Origin of the sequence: Methanobrevibacter ruminantium M1 (assembly GCF_000024185.1) — an archaeon.
In the GTDB taxonomy this organism is placed as follows: Archaea; Methanobacteriota; Methanobacteria; order Methanobacteriales; family Methanobacteriaceae; genus Methanobrevibacter; species Methanobrevibacter ruminantium.
This window is the reverse complement of sequence record NC_013790.1, coordinates 129988-155111: the sequence shown is the minus strand read 5'-3', so window position 1 is coordinate 155111 and position 25124 is coordinate 129988. Positions and strand designations below refer to the sequence as shown.

The 25124-nt window shown below is 32.2% G+C and carries 8 protein-coding genes; 2 read left to right on the top strand and 6 right to left on the bottom strand.

Going from position 1 to position 25124, the window contains the following annotated elements; translation table 11 throughout:
• Positions 1-1233 precede the first annotated feature (1233 nt).
• Both MRU_RS00430 and MRU_RS00425 read right to left on the bottom strand, forming a co-directional pair.
• Positions 1234-2064 carry an Ig-like domain-containing protein gene (locus MRU_RS00430; RefSeq protein ID WP_048812336.1) on the bottom strand — a complete coding sequence of 277 codons (831 nt, stop codon included), beginning with the start codon at positions 2062-2064 and terminating at the stop codon, positions 1234-1236.
• Between the two features lie 785 nt (positions 2065-2849).
• Positions 2850-5372 (bottom strand): Ig-like domain-containing protein, encoded by a 2523-nt coding sequence (locus MRU_RS00425; protein ID WP_012954890.1) that lies wholly within the window; start codon positions 5370-5372, stop codon positions 2850-2852.
• A gap of 567 nt (positions 5373-5939) precedes the next feature.
• Here MRU_RS00425 and MRU_RS00420 point away from each other — a divergent pair.
• Entirely contained in the window at positions 5940-6548 is a 609-nt protein-coding gene (locus MRU_RS00420) for a carboxypeptidase-like regulatory domain-containing protein (protein WP_012954889.1), read from the top strand.
• Positions 6549-7475: 927 nt separating this feature from the next.
• Here the strand turns inward: MRU_RS00420 and MRU_RS00415 are convergent.
• From MRU_RS00415 to MRU_RS00405, 3 genes are all read right to left on the bottom strand, one after another.
• Entirely contained in the window at positions 7476-8921 is a 1446-nt protein-coding gene (locus MRU_RS00415; protein ID WP_227717041.1) for an ATP-binding protein, read from the bottom strand.
• A gap of 577 nt (positions 8922-9498) precedes the next feature.
• Entirely contained in the window at positions 9499-13059 is a 3561-nt protein-coding gene (locus MRU_RS00410; RefSeq protein ID WP_012954887.1) for an Ig-like domain-containing protein, read from the bottom strand.
• Positions 13060-13552: 493 nt separating this feature from the next.
• Positions 13553-14374, bottom strand: coding sequence for a virulence RhuM family protein (locus MRU_RS00405; protein WP_227717040.1), 822 nt, complete (start codon positions 14372-14374; stop codon positions 13553-13555).
• Between the two features lie 385 nt (positions 14375-14759).
• Between MRU_RS00405 and MRU_RS00400 the strand changes: the two genes are divergently transcribed.
• Positions 14760-15119, top strand: a complete 360-nt coding sequence (locus tag MRU_RS00400) for a hypothetical protein (RefSeq protein ID WP_048812334.1) — start codon at positions 14760-14762, stop codon at positions 15117-15119.
• Between the two features lie 290 nt (positions 15120-15409).
• Here the strand turns inward: MRU_RS00400 and MRU_RS00395 are convergent, their stop codons facing one another.
• Positions 15410-24562 (bottom strand): hypothetical protein, encoded by a 9153-nt coding sequence (locus MRU_RS00395; protein ID WP_048812333.1) that lies wholly within the window; start codon positions 24560-24562, stop codon positions 15410-15412.
• Between the last annotated feature and the right edge of the window lie 562 nt (positions 24563-25124).

Genomic DNA, 25124 nt, shown 5'->3' with positions numbered 1-25124 from the left:
TAATTAATTAAAAGTTAAAGACCACCTCGCTATAAGGTTTTAATTCAACTTCAAATTACAAAAAATAAGGAATTACTATTAAGGGAGAAAAGATTTATAAAGAGAGTTGATGAAATTTGACTTTGATACAAGAAGATAAATTAAAGCAATGAAAGATTATTTTCATTTACTTAGATTATAAAATCTAATTTTATAAATGGATATTAAACTATTTTTCAAGACACTATAAGATAAGAAATTTTAGGAATAAAAGTTCAAAATTGATTCGTACCCAAAATAAATAAAAATTCAAATCCATTGCTTATGAGGAGAGTTTATTAAAATTTAAAGTTTATAGAAAAAGTAGTAAAAACTTATTTAATAAAATAAACAATTTATCTTCTAAACATTAAATTATCTTCTAAATCTTTATAAATTCTGATTATTTAATTTATTTTGATAGTTTTATAATTTTATAATTTTAATAGTTTTAGGGTAAATAATTACTTAATTTTCCTCCCTTAATAAATAAAACCTTACCATAAAGCATAATTGAAAAGATATCCATTATACTTTATTGATATTATTTATAGTACCCACACCTATATATATCTTTTTAAAGTATTACATTTTTAATTTATATTAATAATTTTTTAATACAATTAAAATTTATGAATCTTAATTATAATTATACAATGAAGACTTATTTTTAAAAATTTTTAAAAACAGTCAAATTTATATGAAAAATTTTAAAATCTATTCAAAAATGAATTTTTCTTAGCGAATCAAATGGATAATAATATCTGTGAATGAAAATAAGAGAGTTTTAATCAGTGAAATTAATATGAAATGTATGGATTAAATTTATATTAAAAAAAGAGCAGTCCCAAATAATAAAATTTAGATAAAATCTATGAATAAGATTTAAATGAAAAAAAGAGCAGTCTTATAATCAAATATAAATAATTAATATAATTTATTAACGATTTTTAAAATTAGCCCAATATAATTAAAGTTTAAAATTCTGTGAATGAATTGAAGGCAAATGTTTAGTTAAAAAATAAGAAATAAGTGAAAAAAAAGAGTTAAAGACAAAAAGTAAATGAATAAAAGAATTTTAATTTAAAAAAAGAGTTTAAAGTAGCCCATTTAAAAAAAAAGAACTTAAACAAACCCATTTAAAAATCGTGTTTGAATCCTTAAGAAAAAAAATTTTAGTCAAGGTTTTTTGGCCTTCGGCCAAAAAAAGCTTGATTATTTAATAGTAACCTTACCAGTCTTAGTAACCGCACCAAATGACTTGTCTCCAGCAAATTTTGCTGTGAAGCTGTAAGTCTTTTTAGTGGAAAGGCTTACTTTAACAGTAGCTACACCTTTGGAATCGGTCTTTGCACTGTATGTCTTACCGTTTACAGTGAAGCTGATCTGTTTGCTTTTAATTAAATTGCCCTTATTATCCTTTAAGGTAGCAGTTAATGTTTTGGTTTTAGCAGATGCCTTATAGCTTTTGGAAGGAACAGTTAAAGTCATCTTTTTAGCAGCAACATTAATTACTGCAACTTCAAAGGAAGATTCATAGGTATCTTCACCTAAATAGCAGATAGCAAAGGTATAAGGACCTGAATAAGCAAGGTTGATTTGAAGTTGGGCTCCACCGTTTGAATCAGTGGTACGATTATAAATTCTACCGTTGAATCCAATTTGAATCAATTCGCCAACTACAGGCTTGTCGTCTTCATCCACTAAAGTTACATTAAAGTATTCCCCAGTTCTGCCATCATATTCATTAACTACAGCGGTGGTACTCATATTTTGGTAGATGATTTTAGTATTAATTCTTTTCTTTGCCTTTTTGACTTTATCGCCTGTATCCTTTTCTAAATCAGCATCATCTAAAGAAGAGTCTTCATCTAGATTAGTAATTTCTACATTATCTGTTTGAATTTCGCTTGTAACATCTTCAGATGCTATATCAGTTGAAACAGAATCAGAAATTTCTTCAGAAGCAGATGCCATTCCAATAGATAAGATCAATATTGCTAATATTGAAATGAATATTAAACTTCTTTTAATTTCAAATTTCAAAATAAACACCTTTTTTAATTATTATTATATATTTAATTCCAATATGATATTTATATTTTAATATTTTTTTTCTTGAAAAAATATCTTAAATTGGTTAATAAAAAAAGAGTTGTAATTGATTTGCAATAGTCAAAATGGCCTCTTATTAGCCTTTGTAAAAGTAATTTGTAAAATTTTTAAAGCCAAAATTGATTTCAAATAAGACAAATTTAATTAAGGTGGAACAATATTGATTTAATATTAGAACAATTTAACATTCTTAAATCAATTTTTACTTGAAGATGAAAAAATCAAATATTGATTATAATAACTTATTTGTTATTTTAAGATTAAAAATTATTTAATAGTACAAATAAGAAGTATATGATGGTTATTTTGAAAAAATAGCAATTAAAATTTAATTCTTTAAAAAAAGTTCGTATAATGATAAACTAAATTATCTTCCATTAAAAAAGAGTAACTATAAAAATATAGTTACTCAACAATGATTTAGATAATAATGATTAATACTAAAAATAATTCCGAGATTAGATTAATCATTATCATTAATATTCTATTTAAACTAATAAAAATAGTTTTCTATAAGTAAATCAAAATTGTTACGAAATGGAAACAATTTTTAAAAACTAGAATAAGAGTTTGAAAAAATAACTATGAGACAAGTTAAAATAATAAAAAAAGAGTTAAAAAAACTTGTATAAGCAAGTTAAAATAATAAAAAAGAACTAAAAAAAGCTTAAAAAAAGATAAGAAGAATAGTTAAAAAACTATTCTTTAAAGTCAATCTAAACTATCTTTACATTAAACTTAGTGCTGGTAGCTGCATACATTCCATCATCACTGGACCTTACGGTACAGGAATAAGTTCCTTTTTTAGAGATGGAAACATTTACAGTAGCAACTCCTTTGGAATTGGTCTTAGCATTATAAAGCTTGCCGTCTATAATGAAAACTAAAGACTTGCCGCTTATTACATTTCCATTAGATGTCTTGAATGTTGCAGATATCGCTTTAGTCTTTGCAGATACCTTATAGGTCTTAGCGCTTCCGGTCAATTTAGGCTGGTGAGATGAAACCTTAATCACACATACCTCATAGGATGCATTATAATCCTCATCACCTAAGAAACACATAGCAAAGGTATAGGATCCCTTATAACCAAGGTTGATCTGTAAGTTAACCTCTCCAGTCTCATTGGTTGTACGGGTATATACCCTTCCATTGAATCCAATCATAACTGTCTTATTGACTAAAGGATTTCCATCTGCATCGGTTAAGGTGACATTGAAATACTCACCGACTCTGCCGTCAGGTGTAGCTACAGCTACAGTGCTCATGTTCTTGCAGACAATCTTGCTTGCAGCCCTTTGCTTGATTTGTTCCTTAACAAGGACAACAATCTTATTGCTTGCTACAAGACCTTGGTTATCTGTGTATTTAACCTCGATTGTGACATTGTTTGGAATGTTGTCAAGCATTGCCTGACCGTTATCATCGGTAATTAATTCAAATACTTGTCCGTTGACATCCACACTAAGAGGAGCCTCTGCAATTGGATTTCCATCAATGTCCTTTAAGTTTACAATGATGGAATCATTGACAGGCTCAAACTCAATGGTTCCATTGAGCTGTTTTATAATCCTTACAGTTGCAAATTTGGAAGCTGAATCATAGACTGTTTCAAATGGTCCTACTAAGTCCATTCCATTGTTATAATCTGCTAAGATAATAAGACCTTCTTCAAGGTTGTCTAAGTTATAGGAAGCCTTACCATCTGTAAAGTTGATTATACCATCATAAATCAAGTCATTTTCCATATTTCTTATGATAAGACTTGCGCTTTCATTTAATCCGCCATCAGATGAGACTAAAGAGAAGTTGACTATTTGGGATTCTCCTTTGATTTGGTCACGAACTTCAATGGTTAGGTTGGTTGCCTTAAAGACATGCAAATTAGCTTCCAATTCGCATCCTTCATACTCTTCATTACCTTCAAAGCTTGCATTGATCATATAATGGCCATAAGGCAATTTGCCGATTGTCACATTGACATAATCATCAGCGCTTGTTTCAACAGAAATTGTGTCAATGACCACATTGGATTCATTGTCGAAAACTGTTAGATTGACAAGCCCTGCAATCATCACTTGTCTTTGGTCAAAAAGACCAATCTCAAGAGTGATATCCTTATCATCAGATGCGATTCTTCCATCGATTACTATTTCAGTGCTTCTGTTAAAACAATCAAAGTAGTCAGAGCCAACTGATCTGAAATAAGTTAAATTTCCTTCATAATCAGCCCTTATGAAATATGTAACGCCTGCACGCAATTTGGATTGATAAATAACAATTATTGCCTCTCCATTCACGACATAATCGTCTTTAAATGGAACATAAGATTCGTCGTCACCAGTATAGTATTCGTAAATTTCCACATCCACTCTGCCATTTACAATATTGCCGTCCTCATCAGTTAGATTAATCTTTATCCGTGCATCGTTTCCAATAAGGACATCTGGAGCATCGATTCCAATGGAGGTATCCTTTTCATATCCCATTATGGTAGCAGAGTCTTCTGAGCCCTTATATATATTAGAGCCGTTATATTTAACTAAAACAGTATTCTCTCCCACTTGGAGGTTTTCAATGGTCACTTCATTCTCATTTCCATTTGTAAGGACGCTTGTATAATATTCTCCATTAAGGTAAATGTCAGCTGTGTCGTTGATATATTCGTCATCCACATCATATATGATGAAGTTTATTTTAGTTGAATTTATTTTAGAATATGAATCATAATTAGAAATGGCAAGATATGAATTTTCCTTAAAAGTCACGTTAAAGCTTGTAAATTCATTGCAGGAAGCATATTCCTCATTGCCTGCAAAACTTAGGGCAACATCATAATAACTGCTCTCGGTCAATGAGACTGTAGGAACAATCATGGTCCCCTTGCCTTTCAAGCTGTTTGACTGCAATGGATTGCCTTCATCATAAACTGTAACTTGGAAAAACTCATCGATTATGTTTCCGTCCATATCTGTAAGATTTGCGTTTATTATGACATCATCTCCATAAAAGACGGTGTCATTAAGTTCATAATTGATTTTTGAAATCTTATTATCATCATCCTTTAGATTGGAAGGGTGATAATTGTCTTTATCTTCATTAGAAGATATAGCTGAATCTGCAGAATATGTGTTTACAGAGTCAACACTTATAGAATCAGTGCTTACGATGTCTGAATCTGCTGCATCTAAAGATACAGAATCATCTGCACTAATATCAGAAGCAGATACCATTGCCATGCTTAAAAATAGAACAGAAAGTATGGACAATAGAAGAATGCTTCTTTTTTATGTTTAATTTCATAAAAACACCTCAATGTTTATAATAAATTAATAATTTTGAATAATTTGATTAGAGTTTTTTAAATAAATTAAATCACCCATTAGGGTTAAATATAAACCTAATCTTTATAAAATTGTATAAAATCTTTTTTAGTATATTATATATTTAGTGTTTTGATATATTAATATTACTAAAAATAAAGCAAATAATTAATATTTTTAATAAATGGATAAATTGAACTCATATAATAAAAAAATAAGCATTTTTGATAATAGATATGCATAAAATAATAAAAAAATGAATAGAAATATTGTTGATTAAAATTGAAAATGAAGAATTGAATGGGATAAAAATTATTAGAAGTTCAAATTTTAAAATCATGCAAGCAATAAGAAAAATACTTAATATATTAAATTATAAAAAGTTTAAATAAGAATTAAAAAATATAAAACAAACAAAATCAAACTATAGAAAGTTTAATAAGATTTAAATAAATTTTCTAGACCAATAAGGGAGATAAGAATATGGAAACTAAAAACCTAATCATAATATGTGTTACATTAATTATTCTTGTATGCCTTGGCCTATTTCTCATATCCCATATGAACGGTCAGGAAGAAACCCATATAACCATTCTAACAAGCCAATACCTTACAGAAGGAGACACATTAAAACTAAAGCTATGCGATAAGGATGGAAAGGGAATAGCCGATCAAAAGATTAGCTTAAAGATCCAATCAAAGGATGGAAACTTTAATGACGATATAGTCATTAAAACAGATGAGAATGGTGAAAGCCAAATTCAAAACCTGCAAAGGGGAAATTATACTCTCATAGCCAAATACGATGGAACAAGCCAATATGAAGGCTATGGATTAACCTATGAATTCATTGTAAGCCCTAAGGAAGTTGAGCAAAGCTCTAAAACCACTAGCACAACTACAACTGCCACATCCAATAATGGAGATTATGCGAGTGACTATAAGGCAGATGATGTTATAGATGGTTGGGATCCTTCAGAACATGAGGTTTCTAGAGAGTATTTAGGAGAGGGTGAGTATAGAGTCAATTATGATGATGGATATTCTAGAGTGATTGACAGTGATGGAAATGTTTTAAGCTATGGATATTAGATTAATCTCCTGTTGAAAAATAATAATTTTAAATAAATATTAAAAGAGTTTAAGGAATCTGAATGGTTCTAACTCTTTTAATTTGCTATTTTTAATCAAAAAATTATTTTAATTTCTCTAAATTTCTTTAATTATATATTACTCTTTTTTTAATTTTTAACTAAATTTAATTAGATTTTAGACTTTTCCCCATGCATTTTTTCATCTTAAAAAGAAAGATTTAGAGTTAAAATTGAACTTGAAAATTAATTTAGGAAAAATAAGTATTATAAAATAAAATTAGACTAGAATAATGTAAAATAAGATAAAATAAGTAAAATAAAGTAAAATAAGAGAAATATAGAAAAAAAGAATTATTTTAACTAAGCAAAACCATAAGAAGTATAAACCAACCCCTACAATAATAGATGAACTAAAATTTTCTAAAAAAGAAAATTATCCTTACTAAGAAATCCCCTTTATAAATGTCAACAATCTTTAAAATCAATCATTAACTACCCTCCCTTAATAGTAGCTAAAAACTAATCTTAAAGGACAGCAATATTTATAACTTCCATTTCTTCATAAAGAATAATTGTAACCAACCCAAAGTGAAATAGTAAACTATTTCATTCGTTTTATATATTCTTATTTAATAACATTTTGCTTAATTAATTAAACAAAGAACAAGTAATTTCCTTGTCCACATTTATTTTAGATTTACCTAGTATATAAATTTTATTTTTTCACTGAAATAGAAAATATTCTTAAAGCCCTAATAAGCCTTTAAAGCTTGAATATCGGTTAAATACTTTAATGAATTAATCAATATTAATTCAAATTATGAAAATTTAAAGACATGTTTTAACCCAATGGCGCATAAAATCTAAAATAAACAACAAAAAAGAAAAATAAATAGGATATGGCTAAGACATAATTAATTAAAAATTATTTCTCAATAAGACCTTGTATTGCTTCTACCCAAAAATAGATAAAGACCAAAGTATTTTTAAAACAAAAGTCATAATCCTCTTTTTTGGAAACTTCAATCAGACTTAAATCAAACATAGACTCTAAAAATCCCTCATCACAGATATCTGATGAATTGAAAAAAAACTTTCCATCTGAAATTAAAGACTTGAAAATTGCCTTATCATCTTCACTTAGGATATTTAAAGTATATTTTATCTGCCTGCTTGCTAAAACATTTGCAGCATTTATGATTCCTCTGATTGCTATATATTTATCAATATGGCCATTAGGACATTCCCAAAATACTGATTCTCCTAGCTCTTGCATCATTAATGGCTGACCTTGAGAAAACAAAATCATGTAGAATAAGGCATCCTTATCAATAAGCATGGATTTTTCACCAAAAGAACTTTCAAAAAATTCCAAAACTTCCATATTGGATAATCTATCCAAGTTATCGTAAGCAAAAATGCTTCCAAAAGACTCATCAAGCCTTGTAAGATTATAAAATTTCTCGGGATACCCAGCAAGTAAAAAATAAACAGGCAAATTTATATGAGAAACTTGTATTGTATCAGCCATTCTTTTATACCAATGAACAAACTCCTCTGAATTTGAAAGGCCATTAATGTCATCAACAACTATCAGAATTCCTTTTTTATCCATTCCAAATTCATCATAGATTGATTTTAAATGATTAATGAAATCTTCTTTAAAAGATACAGATAGATTTTTATCTACCGTTAGCTTTATTTTTGTTCCTTTAAACTCCACACTTTCCACATGATCTTGAAAGAAGTCAACAATCTTTGTTTTAAGGGATTCATCAGGAAGGGTTAATTCATCAATAAGCCCTTCAACAATCTCATAAGCTAAAAATTCAACAGAATCATTACCCTTATTGGAAATATAAACACTTACAACACCATATGATTTCATATATTCTCCTATAAAATCAATAAGGGATGTTTTCCCCATTCTCCTATCCCCAGTTAAAAAGAAATGTCTAGTCTGTCCCTTAAAAATATGTGGGAAGTTTCTTAATATCTTATGTATGCTATCCTTACGACCTACAAACATTTCTTTGGATACAGGTATTCCAGAATAAAATGGGCTCTCTTTCTCAAGAGTTTCTTCAAAATCCAAAATTTCATTATTAGATTTATTGGAAATGGCTTCTTGAAAGTCATTTCTAATGATATTGCTTAATAAAATAAAAAATTCATTATTCAAATTATAAGCTTTAGCATTTAAGAGAAAACTATCGATTAGAGAATCATTGTTAAAGAGAATACGTTTATCAAACAAAATATCCCTTGAAAGACCGAAAGTACCATCAAGAAGAGATTCATTAATTATGCATAAGTTTTTATCTTCAAAAAAACCAATCAAATCCTTTGAAAAATCAATTTCGGCAAGCATCTTTTTATACTCCATTCAAATTAATCATTTTAAATCATATATCAAAACCCATAAAACATAAACCATAAGCAATAATTTAAACCATATATCAAATCTTCATAAAACTTAAACCATAAGCAATAATTTAAACCATATATCAAATCTTCATAAAACTTAAACCATAAGCAATAATTTAAACTATATATCAAATCTTCATAAAATTATTTATTTTTTAAAAAAATTCCTTATAACTATTTATTAAAAAAATAGATAAACTTACTATCTCTTAAATACTATTAAAAGATTGTTATGATGCGATTTTGTGAAAAAACACAAATCTGAAAAAACACAGAAACACAAAATCACTAAAACACAAGTGTGAAAAAACACAAAAACACAAAATCACAAGTGTGAAAAAACACAAAATAAAAACTGATTAAAAACGATGAAAATAGTTAAAAAAAAGCATAAAGAAGAAAATAAGTAAAAAACGATGAAAATAGTTAAAAAAAAGCATAAAGAAGAAAATAAGTAATAAAAAAATTAAAAACCAAATAAAAAAAGAGAAGAATAGTTAAAAAACTATTCTTAAAAAAACCTATTTAATAGTTATCTTAGATTTTGCAATGGATTCAGTGTACATTCCATTTCCTGCAAATTTGATATTGCAGGTATAAGTTCCTTTCTTGGATAGGGAAACCTTGACTGTAGCAACTCCCTTATCATTGGTGTTAGCTGAGTAGGTTTTTCCATTGACTATGAAACTTATCTTCTTGCCCGGGATAGGATTTCCATAAGAGGAAGTGAATGTAGCTGAAACTGTTTTAGTCTTAGCTTTAGCCTTATAGGTTTTTGGAGAGCTTGTAAGCTTACCGCTTTGCTTGCTTACCTTAATGATAGCAACTTCAAATGATCCGTTGTAGTCATCATCACCTAAGAAGGCTATAGCAAATGTGTAATCTCCTTGATAACCGAGGTTGATTTGTAGCTGTGCTCCGCCTGTCTCATTTGTCTGACGGACATAGACTCTTCCATTGAATCCAATGTATACAGTCTTATTTGCCAATGCATTTCCATCGGAGTCAACTAAAGTCACATTAAAGTATTCTCCTATTCTTCCATCAACCTCAGAATTGACAGAGACAGTAGACATATTATTGTAAATGATCTTAGTTGCATTTCTCTTAACTGTATTGTTGATTACAACTGTGCTGTTAATCACATTATTTACAATGGAAGCGCTAACACTAGCACCGTTCTCATCAGTATAAGTCACTTTAGCGGTTTCGTTTACGCCGATTGCAACTTTAGCTTGACCTTTGTCATCAGTGGTTAAGGTAGAGTTAGTTGTGCCGACAGTAGCATCCAAGCTAGCAGAAGCAATTGCATTACCATCAAGATCGTTAAGGCTTACGACTACATCAGATCCATCAATAGCCAAATCAATGGTGGCATTTGCAGTTACAGGAACAGTTATGTTCTTTTCAACGATTTCAGTAACTGTAGTGTTAATCACATTGTTTACAATGGAAGCACTAACACCAGCACCATTCTCATCAGTATAAGTCACTTTAGCAGTGTCATTTGCACCTATAGCCAAAACAGCTTGGCCTTTGCTGTCAGTTGTTAGAATAGATTCCATATTTCCAACAGCTGCATTTAATTTAGCACCAGAAATAGCTTTTCCATCCTCATCTGTAAGGGTGATAATCACTTTAGGGCCATCGATAGCCAAATCAATGTTAGCAGTGTTTGTAACTGTAATTACAGTAGGGTCGGTTCCGTTTAAGACTCTGATGAATCCATATGCGCTTGAAGGATAATAGTCAGAATAACCAATCTCTCCATAACTATCACTTAACATAGCACGGATAATATAATCGGTTTGAATATTCTTAATTTCAATGGAATTTCTCAATTGTCCATAATCCAGCCAGTTTCCATCAGTATCCCAAATGTTAATATCTAACATTTTGACATCCAATGGATTGCCGTCGCCGTCAGTGAATGTGATGTTTACAGTTTCAGATTGGCCTTTTAAGACATCACAAGCTTCCACATTAATGATTGTTGCTTTAACTATTCTTAATTGATCGGTTAAATTGGAAGCTTCATATTCTCCATCACCATCAAATTTAGCGAAGATTTGATATTTGCCTACAGGCAATTTGCCAAGGTTTAAGATTGCCCCATCTTCAGTGCAGGTCAATGGATAATCAGTGCCATTGAATTGGAAAAGGACTTCTCCATTAATATTTTCTTCAATATAATTCCTAAGGCTTATGTTTAAAACCACATCATCATTATCAGGCCAATAAGTTTTACCAAGGTCTATGTAACTGCCTTTAGAATAAACATTGAAGTACTCGCTATCTTCTGCTTGAGAATAGACAAAGCTTTCATCTACAAATTCTGCTCTAACATAATAATCATCAATTTCAAGGTCTGGAAGTGATATGTTGGCAGATCCAGTATAAACTTGGGAGTATATTAATTCACTGTCTTCATCATAATAAGAGCCGCCCTTATAAATAGAGACATTGAATTCCTTATTGAGAATATTGCCATCCTCATCAGTCAGATTAACAGTGATTTTTGTCACATCTCCAACGATTATGTTGCTAACGTCAACTTCAATGTTAGCTCTCTTATCAGATACTGTAAAGTTATAAGACTTTTCAGAATTTTGATAAATATCAGTTCCGTTATATACTATTCTAAGAGTATTTTCACCTTTTTTAAGATTCTCAATAAGAACTTCGTTTTCAAGATAGGCATATGCAGTAACAGTTTGGGAATATTCTTCATTAAGATAAATGTCTAAAGTTGCATCGATTTGTCCCCAATTCTCCTCATCTTGGACATATACGCGGAAACTGCTTGAATTTCCTATGACAGAATCACCAATGTTAGCGTTAATAGAAGTTTCTATTCTACTATCAGTCAATTCAAGAGCATACTCTTTATCTGCAGAGGAATATTCATCCCTATCCCCATCAAAAATACATCCGATGAATAAATAAGTAATATTCTCTGGAATTTCGCTGCAATCAAATGTGTAGGTTTTATTTCCTTTAACCATTTCCTCTTCAACGATTCTTACAGGATTTGAAGTATCAAGAATATAATAAACCATAAGCTTAAATTCTTTATCTATTATGTCTCCAGTGGCATTATCAACCAGATAAACTGAGAATCCGAAACCCTTATCCGGAATAAAGTAGGTATCATTAATGATAAAATCGGTTATGACATTGACACATCTTATAATGTTAGATGAGTTGTATGGAGCATAGCTATAATCGGAGCTTCCATTAAAGACATATCTAATCAAATAGTTTCCAGTGGTTTTGATGGCATCATCGAAATTAATGGTTCCATTAGCTTCGAACTCATCTTCCCAAACAAGTTCATATTCATCACCAGGATTTTCTTTATATATGTATACATTGAATTTATCATCGATAGGTTCAATATCGCCCTCATTATCCTCATCATAGTATCCCCATTCATCATATTCCTTCAGATATACTCTAGAAGAATAATTGCCATTTAATGTTATGGTATCGTAATGAGGTATCATGACAAATTCAGGATTTTCTCCATAAATGTAAAATTCTTTTGTTTGATTGAGGCGATTATAAACATCATCTTCATCATATATGAAAGTTATCTTATTTAATCCGCACTCTAGACCACTTAAGCTAATAGAAGAACTTTCACTACTATCAACGGTAAAATCAGAGTATGTTAGTTCATCATTAAGATATATATCCAAATATCCTCCGATTTGATTAAAATCCTCATCATAGAGCATGAACTCATAATCGTTATCAGGTGTGAAAACATCATTAGAGACTTCAACATGAAGGTTTTTCTTCTCACCATCAGCAAGGATTGAGCTGCGATAGTCTGTCTTTTCATCTGCAATTGTTTCGTTGATTATAATTTCATCACTTGAATCAGCACCGGATGCATCAGCGCTGATTAGAGTCTCGCCGTAGCAATCAGATGTGCTGACTTCACAAACGGATAAGTCTCCAGAATCCATATCAGCATCATCTGCACTTATTTCTATAGCAGATGCCATAGAAATACTTAAAAATAGAATTAAAATTATTGATATGGCAGATATGCCCCTATTTTTATTAAACTTCATAGAATCACTCAGTATTAAGTAATAATTATTTTCTAGTAATTTTCAAAATGATAGAAAAATTAAAATCTTTCTAGAGGATAGAGAATATAAAAATATCTCTAGAAGATAGAAAATATAAAAATAATTAATTAAATTTAATTTTCAAAATAATTAATCTTGAAAATTCGCTGATTAAATATTTAATCAGTTAATTAATTTCACAAATTTAATTACTTTGACTTTTTTTAGATTTTGAATAAATAACAATAAAAAATTATTACTATTATGATAATTAATTTGCTTAACTTAATTAATATATATTTATATTTGATTTTATGAAGAACAATAAAATTATGAAGAACAATAAAACAAAGTTCAAGTTACAGAAGAGCTAAAAGTTATATGAGAAATTCCAAAAGCCAAAAAACTATAAAAAACCTAAACGAATTTAAAGAGCTCTTAGAATCCAAATTATCAAAATCCGAACAATTAAAAGAACTTATTAAAATCCGATTTATTTTAATCTTTTAACATCTTCCAATAATTTGTCAAAGTCAGACTGATAGAACTTATCCTGTTTTACTCTAAACTTATCAAATTCAGCATCTGCAATCTTTTGAGCCTCATTCATGCTAATATGGCCCTTATTATCCAAAACTTCAAAATCATTAAACTCCAAAAAGCTATCAAGCTTTAAAGCCCAGTCATCCATCCCCATTAGCTTATGCATATAAGCCTGGTTTTCAGCATAGTCCAAATACATATTGACCAATCTGTTTAAGCTTTTTATCTCATCTTCGCTTAAATAATTCTTGGCAATTGATATATCAGACTTAAGAATCTTTCCATCAGGAGAGTTTTTCCATGTCTTTAGACCCATATGCTCTTTTTCACTATCTGCTCGCTCACTAATGATTTCTGCTGCAGTATGTCCGGTGATTGCAAAATTAAGCTTGTTTTGAATCTTAGCATAAAATTCTCTTGCAACTTCGGATTTGGGATTGTAATCATAGCTGCACTGGGAGAATATGTCAGTCACCTTTTGATATGCCCTTCTTTCGCTGGCCCTTATTTCACGAATCTTTTCCAAGAGCTCATCAAAATAGTCCTTGCCAAAGCGAGTGCCATTTTTCAATAAAACATCATCCAAGACATATCCTTTAACCATATATTCCTTTAAAACAGATGTGGACCATTGCCTAAACCTTGTTGCCTTAATGCTATTTACACGATATCCTACAGAAATCATGGCGTCGAGATTGTAAAAATTGGTTTTATAGATTTTACCATCACTGGCAGTATGTGCAATTTTTGCACATACTGAATCCTTATCCAATTCACCCTCATTGAAAATGTTCCTCAAGTGCTTAGAAATTACGGATCTATCTACTCCAAATAACTCTGAAATAGACTTCTGTGTAGCCCAAAGTGTTTCTCAGTGAATGATTACTTCTACTGTTTCTTCTCCATCATCTGAAGGATAAAATAATGATTTCACTACTTCTAAATTAGACATAATATCACAACCAAAATCTTATTTTGTTTTCTTTAAAATAAAAGAGGATTTTACTTAAAAACCAGTCATAGATAAATCTTTTTGCAAAGATTCATCCATAATTTCCTATTGAAAAAATCAATAATTTTTGCTAATTTTACCAATATCTCTTTTATTAAAAAAATCGGTGAATTTACTATCTCTAAAATAGTATTAAAAGATTATTATGATGCGATTTTGTGAAAAAACACAAAAACACAAATTAATAAAAACACAAAAACAGAGTTGTGAAAAAACACAAAAACACAAATTAATAAAAACACAAAAACAGAGTTGTGAAAAAACACAAAAACACAAAATCACAAATGTGAAAAAACACAATTGTGAAAAAATCATTGCCAATACAAAAAAAAAATACCTTGAAAAAACTAGTTTTTTAGCTATTAAAAGTTATCATGCAATGAATTATAGTGGAAATCTAGCAAATCTACGCCTCAATAGCTGTTTTAATACAAAATTATCACAAACGTCACTGAGGAGATATTATAACCCCATAATGTCAAAAAATAATATTAATATCATTTAATCCAATATAGGATTAATTAAACAATAGATAAGAGTTAATTTATGATTATTATTTAAGCTAAAATTAATTAAATTATATTAAAAAATAACCAAGAAATACAACGAATTCAATTCATAATGGAAAAATATCTTTGAGAATAAACAGAGGAATTAAAAATTATGAAATTATAAAACAGCAAAAATTAGTAAAAAAAACCTAGAAAATGAGCAGTCAGTAAAAATAATCAAATATAAAGAAATCTGATAAAAAAATAAAGAAGAATAGTTTTAAAAAACTATTCTAAAATATTCTTATTTTAAAGTGAGCTTAGAGCTAACACTAGTTTCCTTATACATTCCATCTCCTGCGAATTTTGCAGTGAAACTATAAGTTCCTTTCTTGGATAAAGATACCTTGACTGTAGCAACACCTTTTGAGTCGGTGGTTCCAGTATAGGTTTTTCCATTTACTGTGAAACTTATTTTCTTTCCGCTTATTGCATTACCTTTAGCAGATTTGAATGTAGAGCTTAATGCTTTGGTCTTAGCGCTTGTCTTATATGTTTTAGCAGCAGTTGTAAGCTTAGCGCTTTGCTTGCTTACCTTAATTATAGCAACTTCAAAGGATCCATTATAATCATCGTCTCCAAGGAATGCTATAGCAAATGTGTAATCTCCTTGATAACCGAGGTTGATTTGTAGCTGTGCTCCGCCGGTCTCATTTGTCTGACGCACATAAACTCTTCCATTGAATCCAATGTATACAGTCTTATTAGCCAATGCCTTTCCATTGGAGTCAACCAATTGAACTTTAAAGTATTCTCCAATTCTTCCATCAACATTGGAATTGACTGAAGTTGTAGACATATTGTTGTAAATGACCTTTGTTGAAGCTCTATTAGGAGTTACATTGATATAAACAGGGACCTCTATGGTTTGGTTTTGATAGATTATCTCTGTTTGAGTAATCACCTTGGTTGTGTAGATAAGCTTAGCGCCGTTCTCATCAGTATAGGTCATGGTTATGGTTCCATTCTTATCTGTTGGAATCACAATTTCACCATTCTTATCACTAGTTATATTGGATTTTGCTCCATTTACATCAAGTTCAACAACAGCACCGCTAATAGGCTTGCCATCTTCATCAAGCAGGATTGCGCTTATTCCATTTTCATCTCCAACTATATCAAAGCTTGAGTTTGAAACAACAGGAACATATACGGTTTGATTTACATATTCAACTATTGTATTGTTCTTTTCAACTACAACAGTCTCGCTATTGTTAAGGACAGTGATTGAGCTTGAGACAGTTACCCCATTATTGTCAGTGCATGATACAACAACAGTTGCATTGCCTTCCACAGGAATGGAATAGATACCATTTGCATCGGTCTCAGCACCAAGTTTAGGAGCGCCGTTAACAGTTACAGCAAGAAGCTTATTAGCTAAAGGAACACCATCGCCATCAGTTACTTCAGCAACAACCTTTCCATCAACAAGGGATAGGGAAACGGTAGCATTAGGAGGAACTGTTTGATTTACATACTCAATTATGGTATTGTTCTTCTCAATCACAACTGTTTCAGTCTCATTCACTACAGTGATAGAACTTGTAACAGTGATATTATTAGCGTCCTTATAGCTTACAACAACAGTAGCATTTCCATTAATAGCAATGGTAGCCTCACCTTTTGCATTGGTCTTAGCAGTGGATTTGGCACCATTTACTAATACATCCAAGTCAGCATTAGCAATAGCTTTACCATCATTATCAGTTAAGCTAACAAGAACATCATTACCAGATTTAGATAAGCTGATAGTAGCATTAGGGCTTAGGTAAACTGTTTCAGTGACAGTATTGTTGTATACGACCACTTCATAGTAGGCATACCAACTTACATCATCGTCATCAATGTATTCAACAGCAATTGTCTGATTTACAGTGTTGTCATAATTAATGACATATACACCATCCTCTAGGTCAACGGTTATTCCTTCGGCATCTTCACCAAGATAATATGTAATTTCACCTTCCTCAAGGTCTTCACCATTGACAGAGACACTTACTTCAAGTGAGCTATCGTCAAGAGGGGTTATGTATATGACTACATAATCAGCATCGACTACCTCGCCGGTTTCAAAAAGATGAACTGTGTAGAAAACGCTAGCGCCATCTTCATCAGTGTATGAAAGTTTTATAATAGAATGATCGCCGATAGGAATAGATGTATATCCTTGTCCATCAGTAAGGTAGTTTTGTCCTTCTTCATCATCATCAAATACAACTGTAATGTTTTTATTTGCAAGCTCTTCCTCATTGTTATTGTATAGCCATACTCCAAGTTTATCCTCTTGAATAATTACATTGAAAAGAGCATCAGCAGTATGAGACTTTTCAATTACCACAATTTCTGTATTATTGGTGATTATAATAGAACTGGAAACAGTTATGCCATTATTATCAACATAACTGGCCACTACAGTAGCATTACCACTGATTTCAACACTAGTCTTACCATCAGCATCAGTAGGACCAACTAAAGTGACATCTCCACCATTAAGAGAAACATTCACACTAGCACCAACAATAGCAGCACCAGAACCATCCTTTAAACTAATAACAACACTATTACCCTCTTTTGAAAGACTGATAGTAGCATTAGGAAGAACATTAACAGGCTCAGGAACAGTCTCAGAATTAATCACAATAGAACTGGAAACAGTTATACCATTATTATCAACATAACTGGCCACAACAGTAGCATTACCACTGATTTCAACACTAGCCTTACCATCAGCATCAGTAGGACCAACTAAAGTGACATCTCCACCATTAACAGAAACATTCACACTAGCACCAGCAATAGCAGCACCAGAACCATCTTTCAAACTAATAACAACACTATCACCATCTTTTGAAAGACCGATAGTAGCATTAGGAAGAACATTAACAGGCTCAGGAACAGTCTCAATATTGTTGATTATCCTAATTGAGCTTGAAACTGTAATTCCATTATCATCAGTATAGCTGACCTCAACAGTTGCATTGCCCTCTACAGAGATGGAATAAAGACCGCTGGCATTGGTCATTGCACCATTAACAGGAACTCCATTAACAGAGACATCAATAAACTCATTAGCTATAGGGGCGCCATCTCCATCACTAAGGCTTGCAATAACATTATCATCAACAATTTCAAGACGGATTGTGGCATTAGGGCCAACATAAACAGTTTCAGTCTCAGTATTATTGACTATAGTAATGGAACTTGAAACAACAATTCCATTTTCATCTTGATAGCTAATTTCAACAGTTGCATTGCCTTCTATACCCATTCTATAAATACCATAATCATCAGTGCTAGGGCCAATAACTACGATACCATCGATAGCTAGACCAAGACCTTTATTAGCCAGAGGTGCACCATCGCCATCAGTTAGAGTTACAATAACCTCACCGTCAACAAATTCTAATCTAATTGTAGCATTTGGATATATAGGCTCCCCAAATACACATAGAGTCATTTCATAGGCGGACCATTGATTCTCTGCATTCTCATACTCTCCACGAACTGTGCAATTTCCACCATCTATTGTGAAAATGGCTATACCATACTCATCAGTTAATCCCCATTGTCTTTCTCCTCCGTTTACAGAAATATATACCTCCTTATCTGCTAAAGGTTCCCAATGGGAGTTGGTTAATGTGAGAATGATTGTATTAGGATCGTCACCAACGCTTAACCTTACATTAGCCCAATCGAAACCATTTTCATCAATGTATGATTGTAATGTATAGCCTGTAGTGTTATAGCCGTCATCACCATAATACTTAACGATTATATTTAAATACAGGCCTGCTTCAATTGGATTTCCTTCATTAGAGAGATATGATACAGGGATGTGGTAATGGGCAATGCCCCTTTGCATATCTTCATCTGATTGGAAGAATAAAAGATCGCTCAATCTGCCATTATATACAGTTGCACCATCAAACTCAACGGCAACATCTCCATCATTTCCAGTGTATGCAAAGATGTCTATAAACCATTCATCATCAAGGTAAGACCATTCATTAATACTTATATAATCTATAGAGTCATGGAAGTTGATTCCTCTGTTAAATTCTCCGATATCCTCATCATTTCCATTCTTAATGATGCCATTTGCATCGGAGATTACAAATCTGTAGTCCCAGCCATTTAAGTTAGTGATCAATTCTCCGACAGTCCAGCTCTTGATTGTGCCAATATCTCCAGATTCGATATTATCATTGATTGTGTTTAAAAGAGCATCATTATCATCAGGACCATAGACTTCAATTGTTATAGGGCCTTCGCTTCCTTCAGGACAATACAATCCAAATACAGGACTGTCTAAAGAGTAGAAGTCCCAATCATTTGCATACTCTACCCTGTATTCATTAGGATTCATCTCATCACTTACATACAATACATCTTCAAAGCTGCTGAGGAGATTGCCTTCTCCGTCATAGGACTCTACAAGAATCTCATATTCACCTGCAGCGCTTATTCCTAAAGCCTCAAGATCCCAGGATAAAGGACCATCATTAGGCATTTTAATACCTTCATATGGGCCTTCGCCGTTTACATAGACCCTGATTTCTTCTGTAGCTTGGTATATTGCAAGGACGTCATATGGATGGTCCACAGTTACCCAGTTAGCAAAACGAGGGTCGAAGGTTAGAACCTGCAATACCTTATCGTCACGGACAATCTCTTCATCGCCTTCATTAATGTATATCAAGGTAAGGTTGTATTTTCCGATTTCGCTTATGCCAAAGTCAGTGATGGTCCACTCGTTATTGCGATTGTCATTATAATCTTTTACAGATTCGTATTCAGTGCCATTTTCAGCTCTTGCAATGATTTTTATTTGACCGCCATTTATCTCCTCATTATACCAAACGTTAATCACATTATTATCATAATATTCATAATAAGCGCCTTTGACAGACCAGTCAAAGTTCATAGGCTTGCCAAAGTCTAAGACAGTTGGACAATCGAAAGCAGTACTGTCTGTACTATATCCATCAAATCCATCATAGTAGACTATGACCTCTTCATAATGGCCTGTTTCTATTGTGCGGTTGAAGCTGTTTGCTCCAAAGTGGAAGTGGGCACAGCCTTGCTCTATATCTTCATCATATTGATACATCGCTAAGTTCTGCAAAGTGTCACTGAAGTAGACCTCATCTCCAATCATAAGAATTACATCACCGTCATTGTCTAAAGGAGAGTAGATATCCACAAGCCATTCGTTATCAAGGGCAACAGGATTTTGATCCCATATGGCAATGCCGATTCCATGATAGAGCACTGCTCCGAAGCCAAATTCACAGTTTTCACCATTTTCATCGGTAATGGTGTCACCATCAGCGTCATTAAGGACAAATCCATAGTTCCAGCCACCTTCGTTAATTCCCAAATCGCCTAAAGTCCATATCTTGAAGCCACCAACGTCTTCAGAGCCAATGGAATCTAGTATTGTATTTACTATATCACGGCTGCGGTAATCATCATCATTGTCATCTGGAGCGTAAATGTCAATTGATATGTCTCCAACAGAACCTTCAGGACAGTATAATGCAGCAACAGGAGTGCTTGAAGTGAAATAGTCCCAATCAAGGTTTTTAATCAATCTATAGCCGTCATCCCCTTCAATAACATTTAAGTAATATTCGGTCTGTGCAAATAAATTGTCATCCTCATCAAACAATTGAATGGTGCAGTCATACTCCCCAGGTTCATTGATATACAAATCAGAGAGATACCATACAAGAGGACCTCCATTAGGCAATCTTCTGCCTTCAATTCCTGCGCCATTTAGATATACTGTAGTCCTATCGCCGGCATGATATATGGCCAATACGAATAATGGGTCGTCTACATAAACTTCCTCTTCACCTCTAATCTGTATTTTAGTTACATATACAGGTTCATTTTCAAATATGATTTCCTCATCATCACCTAAAATGTGTTTTGCGCTTATTGTGTAAACTCCATATTCTTGAATTCCCAAGTCTGAAACAAGCCAAGTGTCCTCATATCCTTCGCCGACATCCCTTGAATCTGTTAAAGTTATGCCATTTGGATCTTCAATGTTGATTTCTATTCTGCCGTCAACTATATTATCATTATATCTGACTGTAACGAGCAGGCTGTTTTCATCTTCATAGTCTGCCCAATGATAGACCTCCCATTCAAAGTCACCTGAAGGCTCTTCATCTCTCACAAATCTATATTCCTCGCTATTTTGAAGGGATGGATTCTCATCTTCCCTATCTGAATAGTACTCTAGAGAAACAGTGTATTCTCCTGGATTTTCAATACACATTTTATCTAAATTATCTACATAAATATAATAGATATTGTGAGTGTCATTGTAGTTATCCCAATTGACCCAATGCAATTCATCCCAAGATTGCATTATTTCACCTTGAAGCCTTAGGACAAGTCTGCCATTATAGTTAGTTGGAGCAATGACCTCAGCAATTACATCATTCCAGTTAATGCAATAGGTTCCTCCAAGCATTATGATGCTTAAGTTACCATCAGATTCAGTTGTTCTATTAAGGAATTCTATGGATCTTTCTTCATTTAAATCGTTGAAGGTGACAGTAACATCATGCATTCCTTCTTCTGCTTCATCCAAATCAGAAGTGTAGATGGTGTAAATCCATTTGGAGCCATCTTTAATAGCTTCCATATCCTCAATATCCTTATTGAAGACAATGGTTCCATCAAGGTTTATGGTAATGTTGCCTTCTAATTCTGAATTGAGTTCAAGTTTGGCAATAATCATTGAATAATCAGGTTCGTATCCTTCCTCTGGAAGATATACATTATAATTAGGCATGTAGATAGGGCTTGGAACATCAAATCCAATATGATCGATTTCATTGCCATTTACCCTTACGCTGATTTCATACCAGCCAGGTCCGCTTATGCCTAATTCCTCTAAGGTGAATTCGACATATTTGCCCTTATCCTCATCTGTAATTTCATGATCGACATTTATTGTTCCATCATTGTTAGTGAGGCTAATGATTCCTTCAGCATCATCCGGACACCATACATAGACTACACTCTCTTCAGTGTATAGCCAGTCACAGCCATAGAGCACAAAGTATTCGGAACTGTTTACAACGATTAAATCGTTGCCAAAGATCCATTCGTCATCGGCATATGCAACATCAATGTGATATTGTCCTTCATCAAGGCCTAATTGGTCTATGGTAGGCATTATGAAGCCATGTTTTTCAACTTCAAAGTATTTTGGCTCTAACTCTTGGTCGCCATCTTCAGTATATTGGCGAATATATACTCCAATTTGACCATCACGGTCAGAGCAAACAGCCAGTACTGGAGTTTCATCATCTTCAATGTCAGCTACATGGACCATTCCGATAATGTCAATGAATGAAAGTTCCCCATCCTCAGTGCTAAGCTCATATGCATCACTATAATAATAAGCAACCACTGGCTCATAATGGCCAAATTCAAGCTTTTTGTTGAAATTAGCAGGACCTACTGTATAATAGGTTTCTCCCCAATCGTTTATCTTAGGGCTTAATCCTAAATCATCTATAGTGGAATCTAGAACAACTTCATCTCCAATTGTTACCACAATCCTTATGGTGGAGACGTCATCTCCCTTAGGATATATGTGAATTGCACTATCCTCATCAGCGAAATAGTTTACTATGTCTTCACCGCCATTTCCACAAATGAAAATTCTTGGATAGACGATAAAGTTAAGGATAGCGCTGTTTGAAACAGATCTATCATCATTTAGGACATAGGAGACGACAACCTCATGTTCACCGCTTTCAATATCAAAGCCGGAATTAATATAATAGATGTCGCCTTCATTCTCCAATTCATCTAATGGACATTCCCATTCAGGACATCCTTCTACTGCTAAATTAACTCTTCCACTCTTATCGCCGGTTACAGTGATAGCGATGATTCTTACCTCATTATCATTGAGGATATCCTCTTGGTCAAAGATTTCAATGCTTGCGCCAATGTCCTCATCGATGACTACATTGCTTTCTACCAAGCGAACCTCTTCAGTACTTGAGACTTCATCCCATCCGTCAAGGTCAAGCTTGACTGTCACATCATATGTTCCAGGCTCTAAATCTATATCCAATTGATTGTTGAGGACATAGTATAATTTAACTGAAGTGTCTAGTTCATCACTCCAATGTATTTTTGGGTAAACCCAAAATGGGTCATCAGGGCTTTCTCCTTCGACAAATTCGCTTAATGTCTTTTCGAAGACTGTTTCATCGTCTATTTGAATAATGACTGTTCCATCAATGAGTTCTTCCAAATCATCATCAAGCTCACTTGGAATCTTAATGAGAGCGACTAAAGTTGCATGGTCATAGTCTGTAGAGTTGATGTAAGAGACTTCAGGAATTTCTATAGGATCCATAATTCTTATATCATCCTCACAAATGAGAGTGCCATTTTCAAGAGTGATTGTTACCTCATAGTTGCCGGCGGCATCTATAGTGTTCAATCCCATATAATCTAAATCCCAATATAATTGATTTTCATCATCAGCATCTTCAATTTCCTGGGTAAATGAAGTCTCTACATCCTCCTCATCCCTTAGAGTTAAGGTGACTGTGCCTTCACTTCCTGGAGGGCAGTAAACGGTATAGATAGCACTAGTGTCAAAAATGCTTATTCTGCCATCTGGAGGGACGATTACATAAAATTGAGTGTAATCTCTTGCAATACAATCCCCATCAAAAATCATATTGTATCCATCTTCCTCATCATTATCGATAAGAGGTTCAGCCAGATCGCTAACATAGAAAACACGTACCCAATAATTCGCAGCTTCTGTAATCTCTAAATCAGAAGCAGTAAAAGTAACATCAGTCCCATAGTCATCAGGAGTGATTGTATGATTGAAAGGACCTAAGAATATCTCATCATCGTCATCAAGACAAACGACAAAATATCCTTCAATGCCATCCTCTCCTTCTTCAACATCTGGAACGAATATGGAAACTATAACCGCATCCTGATCGGTTACGTCATATTCATTTGTGATAGACACTGAGATATCATCAAGGTAGTCTTCATCGTCATCCCCTTCATCATCATCATTTACAGCACCAGGATCGTCATCATCATCAAGAAGAAGATTGTCCTTAGCAGGAGAAGAGCGTATTATCTCATCTTTAGTATTATCATCATCCACAGTTACATTTGAGATAGAATCACTTTGATAGTCAGCAACTATATCTCCATTAGTTTCATAAATATCTGACTCTGCAGAAGCCGTAGAAACGGCTACTGACGAATCATCCACTGTTATCTCATCTGATGTGGCCAGGCCATCATCAGCTGCACTGACAGCGCCTATTGTCAAAATAGTTAGTATAATCAAACTAACAATAAAAAGCTTTTTATTATTCATAATCACCATCTTCCATTAAAATAATATTGGTAAGTAATATTAGATTAATTGATTAATTACATTTAAAATTTATATTTTATATATCTAATAAAAATTTCTATATGTTTTTGAATAGATAGATAAGGTTTTGAATAAACTATAAATGAAATTATATAAAAACTAAGTTTTATTAAAAAATGTTTAATATTTTGAAAAATTTTAAACATTGTTAAATTTTCATTCTTTTTTAGTAATTATTTTAAATGTTTTAGTACTTTGTTTACTATTTATAATAAATAGTAAACTGATATCCTCATCGAGCAAATATATTTTAAATTATTTTTAATATGAATGAATTATATTAAATTTACGATTATTTAAAATTACAAAAATAGAATGAACTTAACAAATTATAATAGCTAAAATTAATTAAAATTATGACAAAAATAATATGAAAAACTGAAAAAAAATGATCAGAAAAAAAGTGAAAAAAACAAACTCAAAAAATAAAAATTCATACAAAAAACAATCAGAAAAACTGATAAAAAAATAAAAAAAAGAAGAATATGAAAATGACTTAAAA

Coding starts and splice junctions, on each gene's coding strand:
- MRU_RS00420 (WP_012954889.1), top strand. CDS start 5,940: ATGGAAACTAAAAACCTAATCATAATATGTGTTACATTAATTATTCTT.
- MRU_RS00425 (WP_012954890.1), bottom strand. CDS start 5,372: ATGGCAATGGTATCTGCTTCTGATATTAGTGCAGATGATTCTGTATCT.
- MRU_RS00415 (WP_227717041.1), bottom strand. CDS start 8,921: ATGCTTGCCGAAATTGATTTTTCAAAGGATTTGATTGGTTTTTTTGAA.
- MRU_RS00395 (WP_048812333.1), bottom strand. CDS start 24,562: ATGAATAATAAAAAGCTTTTTATTGTTAGTTTGATTATACTAACTATT.
- MRU_RS00410 (WP_012954887.1), bottom strand. CDS start 13,059: ATGAAGTTTAATAAAAATAGGGGCATATCTGCCATATCAATAATTTTA.
- MRU_RS00400 (WP_048812334.1), top strand. CDS start 14,760: ATGATGCGATTTTGTGAAAAAACACAAAAACACAAATTAATAAAAACA.